The organism is Pseudomonas sp. GW823-FHT01D03, assembly GCF_058798255.1.
In genome coordinates this window covers 3,970,591-3,988,348 of the sequence record NZ_JBXAKK010000001.1, presented here as the reverse complement: position 1 = coordinate 3,988,348, position 17,758 = coordinate 3,970,591, and the positions used below count along the sequence as shown (strand labels likewise).

At 61.3% G+C, this 17,758-nt stretch carries 15 protein-coding genes and 3 tRNA genes; all 18 read left to right on the top strand.

Going from position 1 to position 17,758, the window contains the following annotated elements:
• The 18 genes from leuD to AC1RBR_RS17290 all read left to right on the top strand — a co-directional run bounded on the left by leuD (position 1) and on the right by AC1RBR_RS17290 (position 17,716).
• Positions 1-645, top strand: coding sequence for a 3-isopropylmalate dehydratase small subunit (gene leuD / locus AC1RBR_RS17375; RefSeq protein ID WP_274657576.1), 645 nt, complete (start codon positions 1-3; stop codon positions 643-645).
• A 139-nt stretch (positions 646-784) separates the two neighbouring features.
• Entirely contained in the window at positions 785-1,552 is a 768-nt protein-coding gene (locus AC1RBR_RS17370; protein ID WP_492565761.1) for a class I SAM-dependent methyltransferase, read from the top strand.
• A gap of 54 nt (positions 1,553-1,606) precedes the next feature.
• Positions 1,607-2,689 carry a 3-isopropylmalate dehydrogenase gene (gene leuB / locus AC1RBR_RS17365; protein ID WP_003226430.1) on the top strand — a complete coding sequence of 361 codons (1,083 nt, stop codon included), beginning with the start codon at positions 1,607-1,609 and terminating at the stop codon, positions 2,687-2,689.
• A gap of 66 nt (positions 2,690-2,755) precedes the next feature.
• Entirely contained in the window at positions 2,756-3,868 is a 1,113-nt protein-coding gene (gene asd / locus AC1RBR_RS17360; RefSeq protein WP_003226428.1) for an aspartate-semialdehyde dehydrogenase, read from the top strand.
• Between the two features lie 271 nt (positions 3,869-4,139).
• The gene (locus tag AC1RBR_RS17355) at positions 4,140-5,150 is read left to right on the top strand and encodes an aspartate-semialdehyde dehydrogenase (protein ID WP_115986976.1); all 1,011 of its coding nucleotides are present in this window, start codon (positions 4,140-4,142) and stop codon (positions 5,148-5,150) included.
• A gap of 209 nt (positions 5,151-5,359) precedes the next feature.
• A complete protein-coding gene (locus AC1RBR_RS17350; protein ID WP_492565758.1) occupies positions 5,360-7,996 on the top strand; it encodes a motility hub landmark protein FimV in 2,637 nt (878 codons plus the stop codon).
• Between the two features lie 264 nt (positions 7,997-8,260).
• On the top strand, positions 8,261-9,085 hold the full coding sequence (gene truA / locus AC1RBR_RS17345) for a tRNA pseudouridine(38-40) synthase TruA (protein ID WP_177439981.1): 825 nt from the start codon (positions 8,261-8,263) through the stop codon (positions 9,083-9,085).
• A 64-nt stretch (positions 9,086-9,149) separates the two neighbouring features.
• Positions 9,150-9,794 (top strand): phosphoribosylanthranilate isomerase, encoded by a 645-nt coding sequence (locus AC1RBR_RS17340; protein ID WP_456020168.1) that lies wholly within the window; start codon positions 9,150-9,152, stop codon positions 9,792-9,794.
• A 200-nt stretch (positions 9,795-9,994) separates the two neighbouring features.
• Positions 9,995-10,915, top strand: a complete 921-nt coding sequence (gene accD, locus AC1RBR_RS17335) for an acetyl-CoA carboxylase, carboxyltransferase subunit beta (protein WP_027611535.1) — start codon at positions 9,995-9,997, stop codon at positions 10,913-10,915.
• Positions 10,912-12,219 carry a bifunctional tetrahydrofolate synthase/dihydrofolate synthase gene (folC, locus tag AC1RBR_RS17330; RefSeq protein ID WP_492565756.1) on the top strand — a complete coding sequence of 436 codons (1,308 nt, stop codon included), beginning with the start codon at positions 10,912-10,914 and terminating at the stop codon, positions 12,217-12,219. The genes accD and folC overlap by 4 nt, the downstream gene beginning before the upstream one ends.
• Positions 12,203-12,856: an SPOR domain-containing protein gene (locus AC1RBR_RS17325; protein ID WP_492565754.1), complete on the top strand. Its 654-nt coding sequence runs from the start codon at positions 12,203-12,205 to the stop codon at positions 12,854-12,856. Before folC ends, AC1RBR_RS17325 begins: the two co-directional genes overlap by 17 nt.
• Before the next feature lie 98 nt (positions 12,857-12,954).
• Positions 12,955-13,515, top strand: coding sequence for a CvpA family protein (locus AC1RBR_RS17320; protein ID WP_045122548.1), 561 nt, complete (start codon positions 12,955-12,957; stop codon positions 13,513-13,515).
• A gap of 41 nt (positions 13,516-13,556) precedes the next feature.
• Positions 13,557-15,062 carry an amidophosphoribosyltransferase gene (gene purF, locus AC1RBR_RS17315; RefSeq protein WP_003226416.1) on the top strand — a complete coding sequence of 502 codons (1,506 nt, stop codon included), beginning with the start codon at positions 13,557-13,559 and terminating at the stop codon, positions 15,060-15,062.
• Between the two features lie 73 nt (positions 15,063-15,135).
• Positions 15,136-16,347 carry an O-succinylhomoserine sulfhydrylase gene (locus AC1RBR_RS17310; RefSeq protein WP_492565751.1) on the top strand — a complete coding sequence of 404 codons (1,212 nt, stop codon included), beginning with the start codon at positions 15,136-15,138 and terminating at the stop codon, positions 16,345-16,347.
• Positions 16,344-17,120, top strand: coding sequence for an SDR family oxidoreductase (locus AC1RBR_RS17305; RefSeq protein ID WP_492565749.1), 777 nt, complete (start codon positions 16,344-16,346; stop codon positions 17,118-17,120). The genes AC1RBR_RS17310 and AC1RBR_RS17305 overlap by 4 nt, the downstream gene beginning before the upstream one ends.
• Before the next feature lie 217 nt (positions 17,121-17,337).
• Positions 17,338-17,413 (top strand) — tRNA-Val (locus AC1RBR_RS17300).
• Between the two features lie 55 nt (positions 17,414-17,468).
• Positions 17,469-17,545: transfer RNA gene (locus AC1RBR_RS17295), tRNA-Asp, on the top strand.
• A gap of 94 nt (positions 17,546-17,639) precedes the next feature.
• Positions 17,640-17,716 (top strand) — tRNA-Asp (locus tag AC1RBR_RS17290).
• Positions 17,717-17,758: the final 42 nt, after the last annotated feature.

Genomic DNA, 17,758 nt, shown 5'->3' with positions numbered 1-17,758 from the left:
ATGAAAGCTTTTACCCAGCACACTGGTCTTGTCGCGCCTCTGGATCGTGCCAACGTCGACACCGACCAGATCATTCCCAAGCAGTTTTTGAAGTCGATCAAGCGCACCGGTTTCGGCCCGAACCTGTTCGACGAGTGGCGTTACCTGGATGTCGGCCAGCCGTATCAGGACAACTCCAAGCGCCCGTTGAACAAGGAGTTCGTGCTTAACGCCGAGCGTTATCAAGGCGCCAGTGTGTTGCTGGCCCGCGAGAACTTCGGTTGCGGCTCCAGCCGTGAACACGCGCCATGGGCCCTGGAAGAATACGGTTTCCGCAGCATCATCGCGCCGAGCTACGCCGACATCTTCTTCAACAACAGCTTCAAGAACGGCTTGCTGCCGATCATCCTGAGCGACGCTGAAGTCGATGAATTGTTCAAGCAGGTCGAGGCCGAGCCGGGCTATCAATTGCAGATCGATCTGCAGGCGCAGACCGTGACTCGCCCGGATGGCAAGGTGTACAGCTTCGAGATCGACGCGTTCCGCAAGCATTGCCTGCTCAATGGTCTGGACGATATCGGCCTGACCTTGCAGGACGGTGATGCGATTGCGGCGTTCGAGGCCAGGCATCGTGTGAGCCAGCCGTGGTTGTTCCGCGACGCATAAGCCAGATTTGAGATTGATGTCGTCAGGGCTGTCCTCTTCGCGAGCAAGCCCGCTCCCACATTTGAAATGCATTCCCCTGTGGGAGCGGGCTTGCTCGCGAAGAGGCCGGCCCAAACAACACAAATACCAGGAAGTGACTATGACCAGCACCGCCCAGCACAGTCAGGTTGTACAAAAGCAATTCGGTGAACAGGCCGCCGCCTACCTGAGCAGCGCCGTTCACGCTCAAGGCGCCGAGTTCGCGCTGCTACAGGCTGAACTGGCCGGGCAGGGCGAAGCCCGGGTGCTGGACCTGGGGTGCGGCGCCGGTCATGTGAGTTTTCATGTGGCGCCACTGGTCAAGGAAGTGGTGGCCTACGACCTGTCGCAGCAGATGCTCGATGTGGTGGCCGCTGCGGCGGTTGATCGCGGCATGAACAACATTGCCACGGTCAACGGCGCCGCCGAGCGCCTGCCGTTTGCCGATGGCGAATTCGATTACGTGTTCAGCCGTTATTCGGCGCACCATTGGAGCGACCTCGGGGTGGCCCTGCGCGAAGTGCGCCGGGTGCTGAAACCGGGTGGCGTGGCGGCGTTCGTCGACGTGTTGTCACCGGGCAGTCCGTTGTTCGACACTTACCTGCAAAGCGTCGAAGTGCTGCGCGACACCAGCCATGTGCGCGATTATTCCGCCGGCGAGTGGTTGCGTCAGGTCAGCGAGGCCGGGCTGCATACCCGCAGCACCACCCGTCAGCGCCTGCGTCTGGAGTACAGCAGTTGGGTCGAGCGCATGCGCACACCCGAGGTGATGCGCGCCGCGATCCGCCAGCTGCAGCAGTCGATGGGCAACGAAGTGCGCGAATATTTTGAAATTGATGCCGACGGCTCGTTCAGTACAGATGTAATCGTATTGATGGCTGAGCGCTAAGAATTTTTCCGGGCGCGCCCTGAGTGGCGCACCGATTGAAGACACGAGGAAAGCATGAGCAAGCAGATTCTGATTCTCCCAGGTGACGGTATTGGTCCGGAAATCATGGCCGAAGCGGTCAAGGTGCTGGAACTGGCCAACGACAAGTACAGCCTGGGCTTCGAGCTGAGCCATGACGTGATCGGTGGCGCCGCCATCGACAAGCATGGCGTGCCGCTGGCCGACGAAACCCTTGATCGTGCCCGTGCTGCCGACGCCGTCCTGCTGGGCGCCGTGGGCGGCCCGAAATGGGACACCATCGAGCGTGACATCCGCCCCGAGCGCGGTCTGCTGAAAATCCGTGCGCAGCTGGGCCTGTTCGGCAACCTGCGTCCGGCGATCCTCTACCCGCAACTGGCCGACGCTTCGAGCCTGAAGCCGGAAATCGTTGCCGGTCTGGACATCCTGATCGTCCGTGAGCTGACCGGCGGCATCTACTTCGGCGCGCCGCGCGGCACCCGCACCCTGGAAAACGGCGAGCGTCAGTCTTACGACACCCTGCCGTACAGCGAAAGCGAAATCCGCCGCATCGCCCGCGTCGGTTTCGACATGGCCATGGTTCGCGGCAAGAAACTGTGTTCGGTGGACAAGGCCAACGTGCTGGCGTCCAGCCAACTGTGGCGTGAAGTGGTCGAGCAGGTCGCCAAGGATTACCCTGAAGTCGAGCTGAGCCACATGTACGTCGACAACGCCGCCATGCAGTTGGTGCGCGCACCGAAGCAGTTCGACGTGATCGTGACCGACAACATGTTCGGCGACATCCTGTCCGACGAAGCCTCGATGCTTACCGGATCGATCGGCATGCTGCCGTCGGCCTCGCTGGATTCGAACAACAAGGGCATGTACGAGCCTTGCCACGGTTCGGCCCCGGACATCGCCGGCAAAGGCATTGCCAACCCGCTGGCGACCATTCTGTCGGTGTCGATGATGCTGCGTTACAGCTTCAATCTGCACGATGCGGCCGATGCCATCGAGAAAGCCGTCAGCGTGGTGCTGGATCAAGGCTTGCGCACCGGTGACATTTATTCGGCCGGTTGCACCAAAGTCGGAACGCAGGAAATGGGTGACGCAGTAGTCGCCGCGCTGCGGAATCTGTAATCTCTCGGGCCCGCTGCGAAATTCAATACAAAGCAGCGGCCCACTTTTCAAGAAGGTGTAGTTGCGATGAAACGTGTAGGTCTGATCGGTTGGCGCGGCATGGTCGGTTCCGTGCTCATGCAGCGGATGCTGGAAGAGCAGGATTTCGATCTTATCGAGCCGGTGTTTTTCACCACTTCCAATGTCGGTGGCCAAGGCCCGTCCGTGGGCAAGGACATTGCTCCGCTCAAGGACGCTTACAGCATTGAAGAGCTGAAAACCCTCGACGTGATTCTGACCTGCCAGGGCGGCGACTACACCAGCGAAGTGTTCCCGAAGCTGCGCGAAGCCGGCTGGCAGGGTTACTGGATCGACGCGGCTTCCAGCCTGCGGATGAACGATGACGCCGTCATCATTCTCGACCCGGTCAACCGCAAGGTCATCGACCAGCAACTGGACGCGGGCACCAAGAACTACATCGGCGGCAACTGCACCGTCAGCCTGATGCTGATGGGCCTGGGCGGTCTGTTCGAGGCTGGTCTGGTCGAGTGGATGAGCGCCATGACGTATCAGGCGGCCTCCGGCGCCGGCGCGCAGAACATGCGTGAACTGATCAAGCAGATGGGCGCGACCCATGCTGCGGTGGCCGATCAACTGGCCGATCCGGCCAGCGCGATCCTCGACATTGACCGCCGCGTGGCCGAAGCCATGCGCAGCGACGCGTACCCGACCGAGAACTTCGGTGTACCGCTGGCCGGCAGCCTGATCCCGTGGATCGACAAGGAACTGCCGAACGGCCAGAGCCGTGAAGAGTGGAAGGCCCAGGCCGAGACCAACAAGATCCTCGGCCGTTTCAAGAGCCCGATCCCGGTCGACGGCATCTGCGTGCGCATCGGCGCCATGCGTTGCCACAGCCAGGCGCTGACCATCAAGCTGAACAAAGACGTGCCGATCGCTGATATCGAAGGGCTGATCAGCCAGCACAACCCTTGGGTCAAACTGGTGCCGAACAACCGCGACATCAGCATGCAGGAGCTGAGCCCGACCAAGGTCACCGGCACCCTGAACGTACCGGTGGGTCGTCTGCGCAAGCTGAACATGGGTTCGCAGTTCGTTGGTGCGTTTACCGTCGGCGACCAACTGCTGTGGGGCGCGGCCGAACCGCTGCGTCGCATGCTGCGGATTTTGCTGGAGCGTTGATCGCTTGATGCAATGAGAGAACCCGTGCCTTGTGAGAGGTGCGGGTTTTTTTATGCCTGATGGTTCTCGGTTGCCGGGTCTGGCCTCTTCGCGAGCAGGCTCACTCCTACAATGTTCGGTGTGAGGCGAACTTTTGTGTGCAACCACCCCTGTAGGAGTGAGCCTGCTCGCGATGAGGCCGGAACTGACAGCGCAAATGCCCGACAGAAATTGCCTGTACGCCAGTCACCCGGTAAAGTGCCGCTCCCCCCGTTTCGCCAGAGGTAGAACCATGACCCAGACCCTTGATATTGCCGTCGTCGGCGCCACCGGTACTGTCGGCGAAACCCTCGTACAGATTCTCGAAGAGCGCGACTTCCCGGTCGGCAACCTGCACCTGCTGGCGAGCAGCGAATCCGCTGGCAGTTCGGTGCTGTTCCGCAACAAGAACGTGCGCGTGCGTGAAGTCGACGAGTTCGATTTCAGCAAGGTCAAACTGGTGTTCTTCGCCGCTGGCGCTGCCGTTTCCCTGAGCTACGCGGCGCGTGCTCATGCGGCCGGTTGCTCGTTGATTGACCTGTCCGGTGCGTTGCCGGCCGAGCAGGCGCCGCAAGTGGTGCCGGAGGCCAACGCTGAGGTGATTGCCGGTCTGAAAGCGCCGTTCCAGGTCAGCAGCCCAAGTCCGTCGGCGACGACGCTGGCCGTGGTGCTGGCACCGCTGCTCGATTTGCTCGAGCTGCAATACGTCAACGTGACTGCCAATCTGGCCGTGTCCGCCCAAGGTCGCGAAGCCGTGACCGAGCTGGCCCGGCAGACCGCCGAGCTGCTGAACATGCGTCCGCTGGAGCCGACCTTCTTCGACCGGCAGATGGCCTTCAACCTGCTGGCCCAGGTCGGCACGCCCGACGCTCAAGGCCACACGCTGCTGGAAAAACGTCTGGTGCGCGAGTTACGTCAGGTGCTGAAGCAGCCTTTATTAAAGATTTCCGCCACTTGCGTTCAAGCCCCGGTGTTTTTTGGCGATAGCTATAGCGTGACCTTGCAGTCAGCGAACGCGGTCGACCTGGCAAAGGTCAACGCTGCGCTTGAGGACGCGCCTGGCATCGAGCTGGTTGAGGCCGGCGATTATCCGACCGCGGTGGGTGACGCGGTAGGGCAGGACGTTGTCTATGTTGGCCGTGTACGCAGCGGTGTCGACGACCCGGCGGAACTTAATCTGTGGCTGACGTCAGATAACGTACGCAAAGGCGCGGCCCTGAATGCTGTGCAGGTCGCTGAATTGTTGATAAAAGACCTGCTGTAAAAGATACTTGGCAACAATTTGTCGACTGATTCTAGGTGAGCGCTATGCTTGCCCGGAGCACTTGATAACGTGTCACCCTCCGGGACTTTCCGGGGCATCAAAGAAATGATCGCGCGCGGCAGTCTGTCGTCGTCGCGCGCAATGCCTTACGGCAGCGGCAATCAACATCTTCTCGCTGGCCGAGGAACGTTCAAACAAAGGATGAGGCTATGGTTCAAGTTCGCAAACTGGTGTTAGCAATAGCGGCCGCCTCGGCGCTGTCCTCCGGTATGGCGCATGCCCTCGGGCTCGGGGAGCTGACCCTGAAGTCGACCCTGAACCAGCCGCTGGTGGCCGAGATCGAGTTGCTCGACGTCAAGGATCTCACCGCTGCCGAAGTGGTGCCGAGCCTGGCTTCACCCGAAGATTTTGCCAAGGCCGGCGTCGATCGCCAGGCCTTCCTCAACGACCTGACGTTCACCCCGGTGCTCAACGCCAGCGGCAAAAGCGTGCTGCGCGTGACTTCGAGCAAGCCGCTGTCGGAACCGATGGTGAAATTCCTCGTGCAGGTGATGTGGCCCAACGGCCGTCTGCTGCGCGATTACAGCGTGCTGCTGGATCCGTCGAAGTTCTCGCCGCAGACTGCTGATGCCGCCGCACAACCGGCACCGTCGCAGACCATCACCGCACCGACCACTGGCGCCACGCACCCGTCGCAATACACCACCACACCGCGCGACACCCTGTGGGAAATCGCCGCGAAGGCGCGCACCGGCGGTTCGGTGCAGCAGACCATGCTGGCGATTCAGGCGTTGAACCCGGACGCGTTCATCGACGGCAACATCAACCGGCTGAAAACCGGTCAGGTGCTGCGTCTGCCGGACTCGGTGGAAAGCACCGCGCTGCCACAGTCCAAAGCGATTGCTGAAGTCGCCGCGCAGAACGAAGCCTGGCGTCAGGGCCGTCGTTATGTGGCCAAGCCGGGTACCGGTCAGCAGCAACTCGATGCCACCAAGCGTGGCAGCAGCAATGTCGGTGCCGGCCAGAATGCCAAGGACAACCTGAGTCTGGTCTCTGCCGAAAACGCCAAGGGTCGTGGCAAAGGCCCGGCAGGCGATGCCAAGGCCTTGAGCAACAAACTGGCGGTGACTCAGGAAAGCCTCGACACGACCCGTCGTGACAACGAGGAACTGAAAAGCCGCATGGCCGATCTGCAGAGTCAGCTGGACAAGCTGCAACGCCTGATCGAGCTGAAGAACAATCAACTGGCGAAGATGCAGGCTGACGGTACCGGCGCTGCGTCGGCGGCCAACGCCGCCGTGCCGGCGATCACTGCTGAGCTGGCCGCCACTCCGCCAGCAACCCCGGCAGAAGCTGCACCCACCCCGGAATCGGCAATTGCGCCACCGGTCGACACGCCTGCCGAGACGCCAGTGGTTGCGCCAAAACCGGTAGTCGATGAAGACAAAACCTTCAATGAACTGCTGACCAATCCGATCCTGCTGGGTCTGATCGGCGGCGGTGCGGTGGTGCTGCTGCTCCTGCTGTTGCTGCTGGCGCGTCGCCGCAAAGCCCAGCAGGAAGCCGAGAAACACCTGCGTATGGCCCGCGCTCTGGCCGAAGAGCAGGAGTTCTCTGCTGAGCAGGACCTGCCTGAAAGCAGCTTCGAAGGTCTGGAAACGCCTGCTGCCAGCGTCAAGCTCAACACCCCGGCACCTGCGCCAGCGCCTGCTGCGGTCGTGGCTCCGGTGGTGATGGCTGAGCCGATTGCCGCGCCATTGGTTGCGCCGTCCGCCGAGCGTTCCGATGACGTGCTGGACAAGGCCCAGTCGCACATCAATGCCGGCCGCTTGAATCAGGCTGCGGCGCTGCTGGAAGAGGGTGTCAGCCTCGAGCCGCAACGCAGTGATCTGCGTCTGAAGCTGATGGAAGTCTACGGTCAGCAAGGTGACCGCGATGCGTTCGTGGGTCAGGAGCGTCAGTTGGTGGCCAACGGTGATAACTTCGCCAAGGTCGAAGAGCTGAAAAAACGCTTCCCGGCCATGGCAGTAGTCGCTGTCGCCGGTCTGGCCGCAGCGGCCGCCGCCGCCGAGCTCGATGCGCAATACGTCAAGGAGCTGCTGCTCGACGAGCCTGAGGCGCCTGCACCTGAGCCTGCGGCAGACGACCTCGACAGCGCGTTCGACCTGAGCCTGGACGATCTCGATAACATCACTCCGGTTGAGCCTGCGCCTGTTGTTGAGCCTGAAGCTGCGGTGGAGCTGGACGAGTTCCCGGCCGACGACGATCTGAGCTTTGAATCAGTGCTGCAACAGCAGACCGAGATCAAAGAGAACCTCGACGACCTGTCGGATTTCGACCTCGATCTGGATCTGGGTGCCGAGCCTGCGCCAGCCCCGGCGGCGGATCTGGCGGACGATGACTTCCTGCTGGATCTGGACGAAGGCGTGAAAGATCTGTCGCCGGCCGAGCCTGTGGTCGCCAACGAAGTACCACAGGACGATCTGGAGCTGCCGGCGGATTTCGATCTGTCGCTGGCTGACGAAATGGACAGCAACCCGGCGGCCGAGCCTGACGCATTCGCAGCGGAACTGAATGACGTCAACGCCGAGCTGGATCGCCTGTCGCAGAGCATTGCCGAGCCGACCTTCACCGAAGCCGATGCGGCATTGGGTGATGATCTGGGCGAAGACGATTTCGACTTCCTCGCCGGCACCGACGAAGCGGCCACCAAACTCGATCTGGCCCAAGCCTACATCGACATGGGCGACAACGACGGCGCGCGCGACATCCTCAACGAAGTGTTGACCGAGGGCGACGAGAAGCAGCGTGGCGAGGCCAAGGAAATGCTCTCGCACCTGGCGTGAGTCAGCGGTAAATAAAAACGGCAGCCCATTGAGGCTGCCGTTTTTGTTTGGGCTGGGTTTTGTAGCGGCAGTGCTATCGCCATCGCGAGCAGGCTCACTCCTACAGTTGGAATGCGTTCTCCTGTAGGAGTGAGCCTGCTCGCGATTGGGCCGGAACTACCCATAGAGAATTCTGGCATCCCCGACTCACAGCCTTATAATGCCCGCCTTTGTACATCAGCAGGCTGTCCCACCTTGGCAAACATAGATAACCCGGTCGCCGAAATGGCACCCGAAGGCTTTTACCGTGTGGCACTGGGCGTCGAGTACAAAGGCTCGCGCTACAGCGGCTGGCAGCGTCAGTTGACCGGCGTGGCCACGGTGCAGGAAGAGCTCGAAAAAGCCTTGTCGAAAGTCGCCAATTCGCCGATTTCGCTGCAGTGCGCCGGGCGTACCGACGCCGGGGTGCATGCCTGCGGCCAAGTGGTGCATTTCGACACGCCAGTCGATCGTTCGCTGAAAGCCTGGGTGATGGGCGCCAATATCAATCTGCCCCACGACATCAGTGTCAGCTGGGCGCGGGTGATGCCGGCGCATTTCCATGCGCGGTTCAAAGCCATCGCCCGGCGTTATCGCTATGTGATCTACAACGATCAGATCCGTCCGGCGCATCTCAACGAAGAGATCACCTGGAACCACCGCCCACTCGACGTCGAGCGCATGGCTGAAGCGGCGCAATACCTGATCGGCACTCACGATTTCAGTGCATTCCGCGCCGGCCAGTGCCAGGCCAAGTCGCCAATCAAGAAGATGCATCATCTGCGCGTGACCCGTCACGGCAAGATGATCGTGCTCGATATCCGCGCCAACGCCTTTTTGCACCACATGGTGCGCAACATTGCTGGAGTGCTGATGACCATCGGTGCCGGCGAGCGTCCGGTGGAGTGGATGAAGGAAGTTCTGGAAAGTCGCGAGCGCCGCTCTGGGGGGGTGACCGCGCATCCGTACGGGCTGTATCTGGTGCAGGTCGAGTATCACGACGAATTCCCGTTGCCCGAGCGTTTTATCGGACCACATTTCCTTACGGGTTTCTCGGAACTTGACGGCTGACGCCCTCGAACGCTTTTGTTACCATCCGGGACTTTCCCGAATTTGACGCGGAGTTTTTCTCGATATGTCAGCCGTTCGCAGCAAGATCTGCGGGATTACCCGCATGGAAGATGCGTTGGCCGCCGTCGAGGCCGGTGCGGATGCGATCGGTTTCGTGTTCTACGCCAAGAGCCCGCGTGCAGTGAGCGTGCAGCAGGCAAGGGCGATCATCCAGGCTTTGCCGCCGTTCGTGACGACGGTGGGCCTGTTCGTCAACGCCAGCCGCTGCGAGTTGGGGGAAATCCTCGATGCCGTGCCGCTGGACCTGTTGCAGTTTCATGGCGACGAGACCGCTGAAGAGTGCGAAGGCTGGCATCGTCCATACATCAAGGCGTTGCGGGTCAAGGCTGGCGATGACATCGCGGCTGCCGTCGATGCCTATCCGAGTGCCAGTGGCGTGCTGCTCGACACTTACGTCGAAGGCGTGCCGGGCGGAACCGGCGAGGCGTTCGACTGGTCTTTGATTCCGCAAGCGTTGAGCAAGCCACTGATCCTGGCCGGTGGTCTCACCCCGGAAAACGTCGCCGACGCCGTGGCGCGAGTCAAACCGTACGCGGTCGATGTCAGCGGTGGGGTAGAGGCGAGCAAGGGCATCAAGGATCATGCGAAGATCCGCGCGTTCATCAATGCCGTACGTAGCCGCTCGCAGGGAGCGTCTACTTCGATGTGACGGCTGGCGAACTGCCGCCGTCCATCAATGCACTTGCACAAAGCAGGCGAGGCTGAGGGTTTCTGGAGTTGCACGCAGGTCATGTTTCGCGCTGACCGCGGCGTTCCATCAATCATCGCCACACACATGAATTTAGCTGAAGGGCATACGCGGGGCTGCGAACCAGAGCGTTCGGGCCGCCGGTACTGGAGAAAGAAAGCATGAGCAACTGGTTGGTAGACAAACTGATCCCTTCGATCATGCGTTCGGAGGTCAAGAAGAGCTCGGTGCCTGAAGGTCTGTGGCACAAATGCCCGTCCTGCGAGGCTGTGCTGTATCGCCCTGAGCTGGAAAAGACCCTGGACGTTTGCCCCAAGTGCAACCACCACATGCGCATCGGCGCACGGGCGCGTATCGACATCTTCCTGGATGCCGAAGGCCGCAACGAGCTGGGTGCAGACCTGGAGCCGGTTGACCGTCTGAAATTCCGCGACGGCAAGAAGTACAAGGATCGTCTGGTCGCTGCACAGAAGCAGACCGGCGAAAAAGACGCGCTGATCTCCGTCAGCGGCACCCTGCTGGGTATGCCGGTGGTGGTTTCGGCGTTCGAATTCAGCTTCATGGGCGGTTCTATGGGCGCCATTGTTGGTGAGCGCTTCGTGCGCGCCGCCAACTACGCCCTGGAAAACCGTTGCCCGATGATCTGCTTCGCCGCCTCCGGTGGTGCGCGCATGCAGGAAGCGCTGATCTCGCTGATGCAGATGGCCAAGACGTCGGCCGTACTGGCGCGCCTGCGTGAAGAAGGCATTCCGTTCATCTCGGTGCTGACCGATCCGGTCTACGGCGGCGTTTCCGCCAGCCTGGCAATGCTCGGCGACGTGATCGTCGGTGAGCCGAAGGCACTGATCGGCTTCGCCGGTCCGCGCGTGATCGAGCAGACCGTGCGGGAAAAGCTGCCGGAAGGCTTCCAGCGCAGCGAGTTCCTGCTGGAGCATGGCGCGATCGATCTGATCATTGATCGTCGTGAACTGCGTCCACGCCTGGGCAATCTGCTGGCGCAACTGACCGGCCAGCCGACACCGACCTACGTCGCCGCTCCTGTCGAGCCAATCGTCGTTCCACCGGTGCCTGCCAACGTATGACCGAGCGTACCCTTGGCGAGTGGCTCGCCTACCTTGAGCAGTTGCATCCATCGGCCATCGACATGGGGCTGGAGCGTTCGCAACAGGTAGCGTCCCGCATGGGACTGGGTCAGCCGGCGCCTCGGGTGATTACGGTCACCGGCACCAACGGCAAGGGTTCGACCTGCGCTTTCGTGGCTGCATTGCTGCGAGCGCAGGGCCTGAGCGTGGGTGTCTACAATTCTCCGCACTTGCTGCGTTACAACGAGCGGGTGCAGCTCAATGGCGTCGAAGCTACTGACGCGCAGCTGTGCGAAGCCTTCGCTGCGGTCGAGGCCGGGCGTGGCGACACTTCTCTGACGTACTTCGAAATGGGCACCCTGGCGGCGTTCTGGCTGTTTCAACAGGCAAAACTTGACGCTGTGGTGCTGGAGGTCGGGCTGGGCGGGCGTCTGGACACGGTCAATGTGGTGGACGCCGATATCGCGCTGGTCACCAGCATTGGCGTCGATCATGCCGAGTACCTGGGCAATACCCGCGAATCCGTGGCCTTCGAGAAGGCCGGGATTTTCCGTCAGGGCAAACCTGCCCTGTGCGGCGATCTGAATCCTCCGCAACCGCTGCTCGACAAGGCGCGCGAACTGGCGTGTCCGTTTTTCCTGCGCGGGCGTGATTTCGACCTCGGCATCACAGTCCAGCACTGGCAGTGGCGCGGCACCGATGCGCAAGGCCGGCCGGTCGAGCTGCGCGACTTGCCGCTGCTCGATCTGCCGATGGAAAACGCCGCGCTGGCCTTGCAGGCGTATCTGCTGCTCGGTTTGCCGTGGAATCCGTCGCAAATTGTGGCAGCCTTGCAGGCCACTCGCGTGGTCGGGCGGCTGGATCGCCGCTCGTTCGAATTCGATGGCAAGCGCCTGAGCCTGCTGTTGGATGTGGGGCACAACCCGCACGCGGCGGAGTATCTGGCGCGGCGGCTGGCCAGCCGGCCACCGGTGGGCAAGCGTCTGGCGGTGTTCGGCTTGCTTGCCGACAAGGATCTGGATGGTGTTGTCGGTGAATTGAATGCTAGTGTCCAGCATTGGGCGGTCGCGCCGCTGGATTCGCCGCGTTCGCGTCCGGCCAGTGAATTGCACGCCGGGTTGCAGAGCCTTGGCGCGTCCGTCACGTCCTATGACAGTGTCGCGGCGGCGCTGGAAGGGCAGTGCGCAGTGGCCACCAGCGACGACGAGATTCTGTTGTTCGGATCATTTTATTGTGTCGCCGAGGCCCTTGAATGGCTGGCCCGGCGCTCCACGGAGGAAGCGGCAAATGGCTTTGCTGGATAAAGCGTACAAGCAGCGCATGGTTGGCGCCCTGGTGCTGGTGGCACTGGCGGTGATTTTCCTGCCGATGCTGTTTTCCCGCCAGGACGAGCAACGTCAAGTGACGGTCGAGGCGCCCGCCGCGCCGCAAGCCTCTTCTATGCCGCAGGTGCAAATGGAATCGGTGGCCGTGCCTGAGCCGCAGGCTTTGCCGCAAGAGCCGGTGCCAGCGGATGAAGAAGTCGCAGAAGATACTGCGTCTGCTGCTCCAGCCGCGGCGGCCCCGGCCCCAACGGCGCCCATAGCAATCGCCAAACCGGCTGCGCCGCCTGCGGTGGCCAAGCCGATTCCGGCGCCTGCTCAGCCTATTGCTGCTGCGTCGAAACCTGACACCACGCAAAGTCGCGTCGATGCTAATGGTCTGTCGGTCAGCTGGTCGGTGCAACTGGCCAGCCTGTCGAGTCGCGCCAGCGCCGAAAGCCTGCAGAAGACCCTGCGCAGCCAAGGCTATAACGCCTATATCCGTTCTGCCGACGGCAAGAATCGGGTGTTCGTCGGGCCGCTGATCGAGCGTGCCGAGGCCGATCGTCTGCGTGATCTGTTGAGCCGCCAGCAGAACCTCAAGGGTTTTGTCGTGCGCTTCCAGCCCGAGCGCGGCTAGGATCTATCGATTCGATTGAAATGCACTGAAAATCGCAGCTTACCGACAGCGGTGCGCTCTGCTAAAATGCGCCGCCTTATCCGTCTGTAGGCTGCACTGTGCCATTTACCATGGTTGACTGGGCGATCGTTGCAATCATCGCCATCTCCGCTTTGATCAGTTTGAGCCGCGGCTTCGTCAAGGAAGCATTATCGCTGGTGACCTGGATCATCGCAGGAGCGGTTGCCTGGATGTTCGGTGGCTCACTGTCCGAGTACCTCGCCGGATACATCGAAACCCCATCGGCTCGCGTGATCGCGGGCTGTGCCATCATGTTCGTCGCCACACTGATCGTGGGCGCAATGATCAATTATCTTATCGGCGAGTTGGTGCGCGTGACCGGGTTGTCCGGCACCGACCGATTCCTGGGCATGGCCTTCGGCGCGGCGCGTGGCGTGTTGCTGGTGGTCGTGGCAGTCGGGCTGTTGAGCCTGGGGCCGGTACAGCAGGACGGGTGGTGGAAAGAATCACAGCTCGTGCCAAAGTTTCTATTGGTCGCCGACTGGTCCAAAAACCTGATTCTCGGGTGGAGCAGTCAGTGGCTTGCCAGCGGAATCAGCGTACCCGCTGATATTCCGTTCAAGGAGCAACTCTTGCCGTCGGCCAAAACGCCTCAGTGAGTGTTGTTCAGTTCAGATCCATTAAGTAGGGGTTGCGTCGCATGTGTGGCATCGTCGGTATCGTCGGTAAGTCGAACGTCAATCAGGCGCTGTATGACGCGCTAACCGTGCTCCAGCACCGCGGCCAGGACGCTGCCGGTATCGTGACCAGCCATGATGGCCGGTTGTTCTTGCGCAAGGACAATGGTCTGGTGCGTGACGTATTTCAGCAGCGTCACATGCAGCGCCTGGTCGGCCACATGGGGATCGGCCACGTCCGTTACCCGACTGCCGGCAGCTCGACCTCGGCCGAAGCGCAGCCGTTTTACGTCAACTCGCCTTACGGCATCACCTTGGCGCACAACGGCAACCTGACCAACGTTGAACAGTTGGCCAAGGAAATCTACGAATCCGACCTGCGTCACGTCAACACCAGTTCCGACTCGGAAGTGCTGCTTAACGTGTTCGCCCACGAGCTGGCCCAGCGCGGCAAGCTGCAGCCGACTGAAGAAGACGTGTTTGCCGCCGTGACCGACGTGCACAACCGTTGCGTCGGCGGTTACGCGGTGGTGGCGATGATCACCGGTTACGGCATCGTCGGTTTCCGTGACCCGCACGGCATCCGTCCGATCGTGTTCGGCCAGCGTCACACCGACGAAGGCGTCGAGTACATGATTGCTTCCGAAAGCGTTTCGCTGGACGTGCTCGGTTTCACCCTGATCCGCGACCTGGCCCCGGGCGAAGCGGTCTACATCACTGAAGACGGCAAGCTGCACACCCGTCAGTGCGCGACCAACCCGTCCCTGACCCCCTGCATCTTCGAACACGTTTACCTGGCGCGTCCGGATTCGATCATCGACGGCGTGTCGGTGTACAAGGCGCGTCTGCGCATGGGGGAGAAACTCGCCGAGAAGATCCTGCGCGAGCGTCCGGAGCACGACATCGACGTGGTCATTCCGATTCCGGACACCAGCCGCACCGCCGCGCTGGAGCTGGCGAACCACCTGGGTGTGAAATTCCGCGAAGGCTTCGTCAAGAACCGTTACATCGGCCGGACCTTCATCATGCCGGGCCAGGCGGCGCGCAAGAAGTCGGTTCGCCAGAAGCTCAACGCCATCGAGCTGGAATTCCGCGGCAAGAACGTGATGCTGGTCGACGACTCGATCGTACGCGGCACCACCTGCAAGCAGATCATCCAGATGGCCCGCGAAGCCGGCGCGAAAAACGTCTACTTCTGCTCGGCGGCCCCGGCCGTGCGCTTCCCGAACGTTTACGGCATCGACATGCCGAGCGCTCACGAACTGATCGCACACAATCGTTCGACTCAGGATGTGGCGGATCTGATCGGCGCAGACTGGCTGATTTATCAGGACCTGCCTGACTTGATCGAAGCGGTCGGTGGCGGCAAGATCAAGATCGAAAACTTCGATTGCGCGGTGTTCGACGGCAAGTACGTCACCGGCGACGTCGATGAGGCCTACCTGGACAAGATCGAGCAGGCACGCAACGATGCCTCCAAGGTCAAGACCCAGGCGGTCAGTGCGATCATCGATCTGTACAACAACTGAGTTTCTACCGGCCCTGAGGGGCCGGTTTTGTATCTGACTTTTAATTTTCAAGAACAGGGCAAGGAGTGACAGCATGAGTCAGGAATGGGATGCCGGTCGGCTGGACAGCGACCTCGAAGGCGTAGCGTTCGATACCCTGGCCGTACGTGCCGGTCAGCACCGTACGCCGGAAGGCGAGCACGGTGATCCGATGTTCTTCACCTCCAGCTATGTGTTCCGCACCGCTGCCGATGCGGCCGCGCGCTTTGCCGGCGAAGTGCCGGGCAACGTTTACTCGCGCTACACCAACCCGACCGTGCGCGCGTTCGAAGAGCGCATCGCTGCGCTGGAGGGTGCCGAGCAAGCGGTCGCCACCGCCACGGGCATGGCCGCGATCTTGGCGGTGGTGATGAGCCTGTGCAGTGCCGGCGATCACGTGCTGGTGTCGCGCAGCGTGTTCGGTTCGACCATCAGCCTGTTCGAGAAGTACTTCAAGCGTTTCGGTGTGCAAGTCGACTATGTGCCGCTGGCCGATCTGTCGGGTTGGGATGCGGCGATCAAGCAGAACACCAAGCTGCTGTTCGTCGAGTCGCCGTCCAATCCGCTGGCCGAGCTGGTGGATATCACCGCACTGGCGGAAATCGCTCACGCCAAGGGCGCAATGCTGGTGGTCGACAACTGCTTCTGCACGCCTGCCTTGCAGCAGCCGCTGAAACTCGGTGCGGACATTGTCGTGCACTCGGCAACCAAGTTCATCGACGGCCAGGGCCGCTGCATGGGCGGTGTTGTGGCCGGTCGCAGCGAACAGATGAAAGAAGTTGTCGGCTTCCTGCGCACCGCCGGGCCAACTTTGAGCCCGTTCAACGCGTGGATCTTCCTCAAAGGCCTGGAAACCCTGAACCTGCGGATGAAGGCGCACTGCGCCAACGCCCAGCAACTGGCTGAATGGCTGGAGCAGCAGGACGGTATCGAGAAAGTCCATTACGCCGGTCTCAAGAGCCATCCGCAGCACGAACTGGCCCAGCGTCAGCAGAAGGGCTTCGGTGCGGTGGTGAGTTTCGAAGTCAAGGGCGGCAAGGAGGGTGCGTGGCGCTTTATCGATGCCACCCGTTTGATCTCGATCACCGCCAATCTTGGTGACAGCAAAACCACCATCACCCATCCAAGCACCACCTCCCACGGCCGCCTGGCGCCACAGGAGCGGGAAGCGGCGGGGATTCGTGACAGCCTGATCCGCATCGCGGTCGGTCTGGAAGACGTGGCGGACCTGCAGGCCGATCTGTCGCGCGGTCTGGCGGCGTTGTGATCGAGTTGTCTACTCCGACGGCGGGCACCCATGGCCGTGTGGCGCTGGTTACCGGTGCTGCGCGCGGCATCGGTTTGGGTATCGCGGCCTGGCTGATCAGCGAAGGCTGGCAAGTGGTGTTGACTGATCTCGATCGGGTGCGCGGTTCGAAAGTGGCGAAGGTGCTGGGCGAGAATGCCTGGTTCATCGCCATGGACGTGGCGGATGAAAGTCAGGTGGCGCTCGGCGTTGCCGAAGTGCTCGGGCAATTCGGTCGTCTCGATGCGTTGGTGTGCAACGCGGCGGTGGCCGACCCGCACAACATCACCCTGGAAAGTCTTGATCTGGCCTATTGGAATCGGGTGCTGGCGGTGAATCTCAGTGGGCCGATGCTGCTGGCCAAGCACTGTGCGCCGTATCTGCGGGCGCACAATGGCTCGATCGTCAATCTGGCCTCGACCCGTGCGGCGCAGTCGGAGCCGGATACCGAGGCTTATGCGGCGAGCAAGGGCGGATTGTTGGCGTTGACCCATGCGCTGGCGATCAGCCTTGGGCCGGAGATTCGCGTGAATGCGGTCAGCCCGGGCTGGATCGATGCGCGGGATCCTTCTGCGCGTCGAGCCGAGCCTTTGGCTGATGCCGATCATGCTCAGCATCCGGCGGGCAGGGTGGGGACGGTCGAGGATGTGGCGGCGATGGTCGCGTGGCTGTTGTCGCGCAATGCCGGGTTTGTCACCGGGCAGGAATTCGTCGTGGATGGTGGCATGACCAAGAAGATGATCTATAGCGAGTAGATCGCGTTCTTCTCCTGAATTTGCGTCAAATGGGCTGCCGTCTTCGCGAGCAAGCTCGCTCCCACATTTGGAATGCAATCCCCCTGTGGGAGCGGGCTTGCTCGCGAATGCGGTCTTGCAGGGTGGAAACAATTTTGTCTTTTTCAGAAAAACTTCAATCCTGCTATTGACTTAGGTTCGCTACCTGCGTAAATTTCGCGGCCTCGGAGATGCAAACGGGTGATTAGCTCAGCTGGGAGAGCGTCTGCCTTACAAGCAGAATGTCGGCGGTTCGATCCCGTCATCACCCACCACTCCCCGAGAAACTTGCGAAAGCAAGAGGTAGGCTGAAAGTGCCTCCACCGACGCGCAGCGGTAGTTCAGTCGGTTAGAATACCGGCCTGTCACGCCGGGGGTCGCGGGTTCGAGTCCCGTCCGCTGCGCCATATTTTACGAGTCAGACATTGTCTGGTTCGCGATTGCAAAGCACCGAAGCTTTCAGTCAAAACGAGTTACTTGAGCGCAAGCTCAAAGCGATACGCAGCGGTAGTTCAGTCGGTTAGAATACCGGCCTGTCACGCCGGGGGTCGCGGGTTCGAGTCCCGTCCGCTGCGCCATATCTGTTTCAAGGACCACTGAACGCCTTGAAACACCGAAAG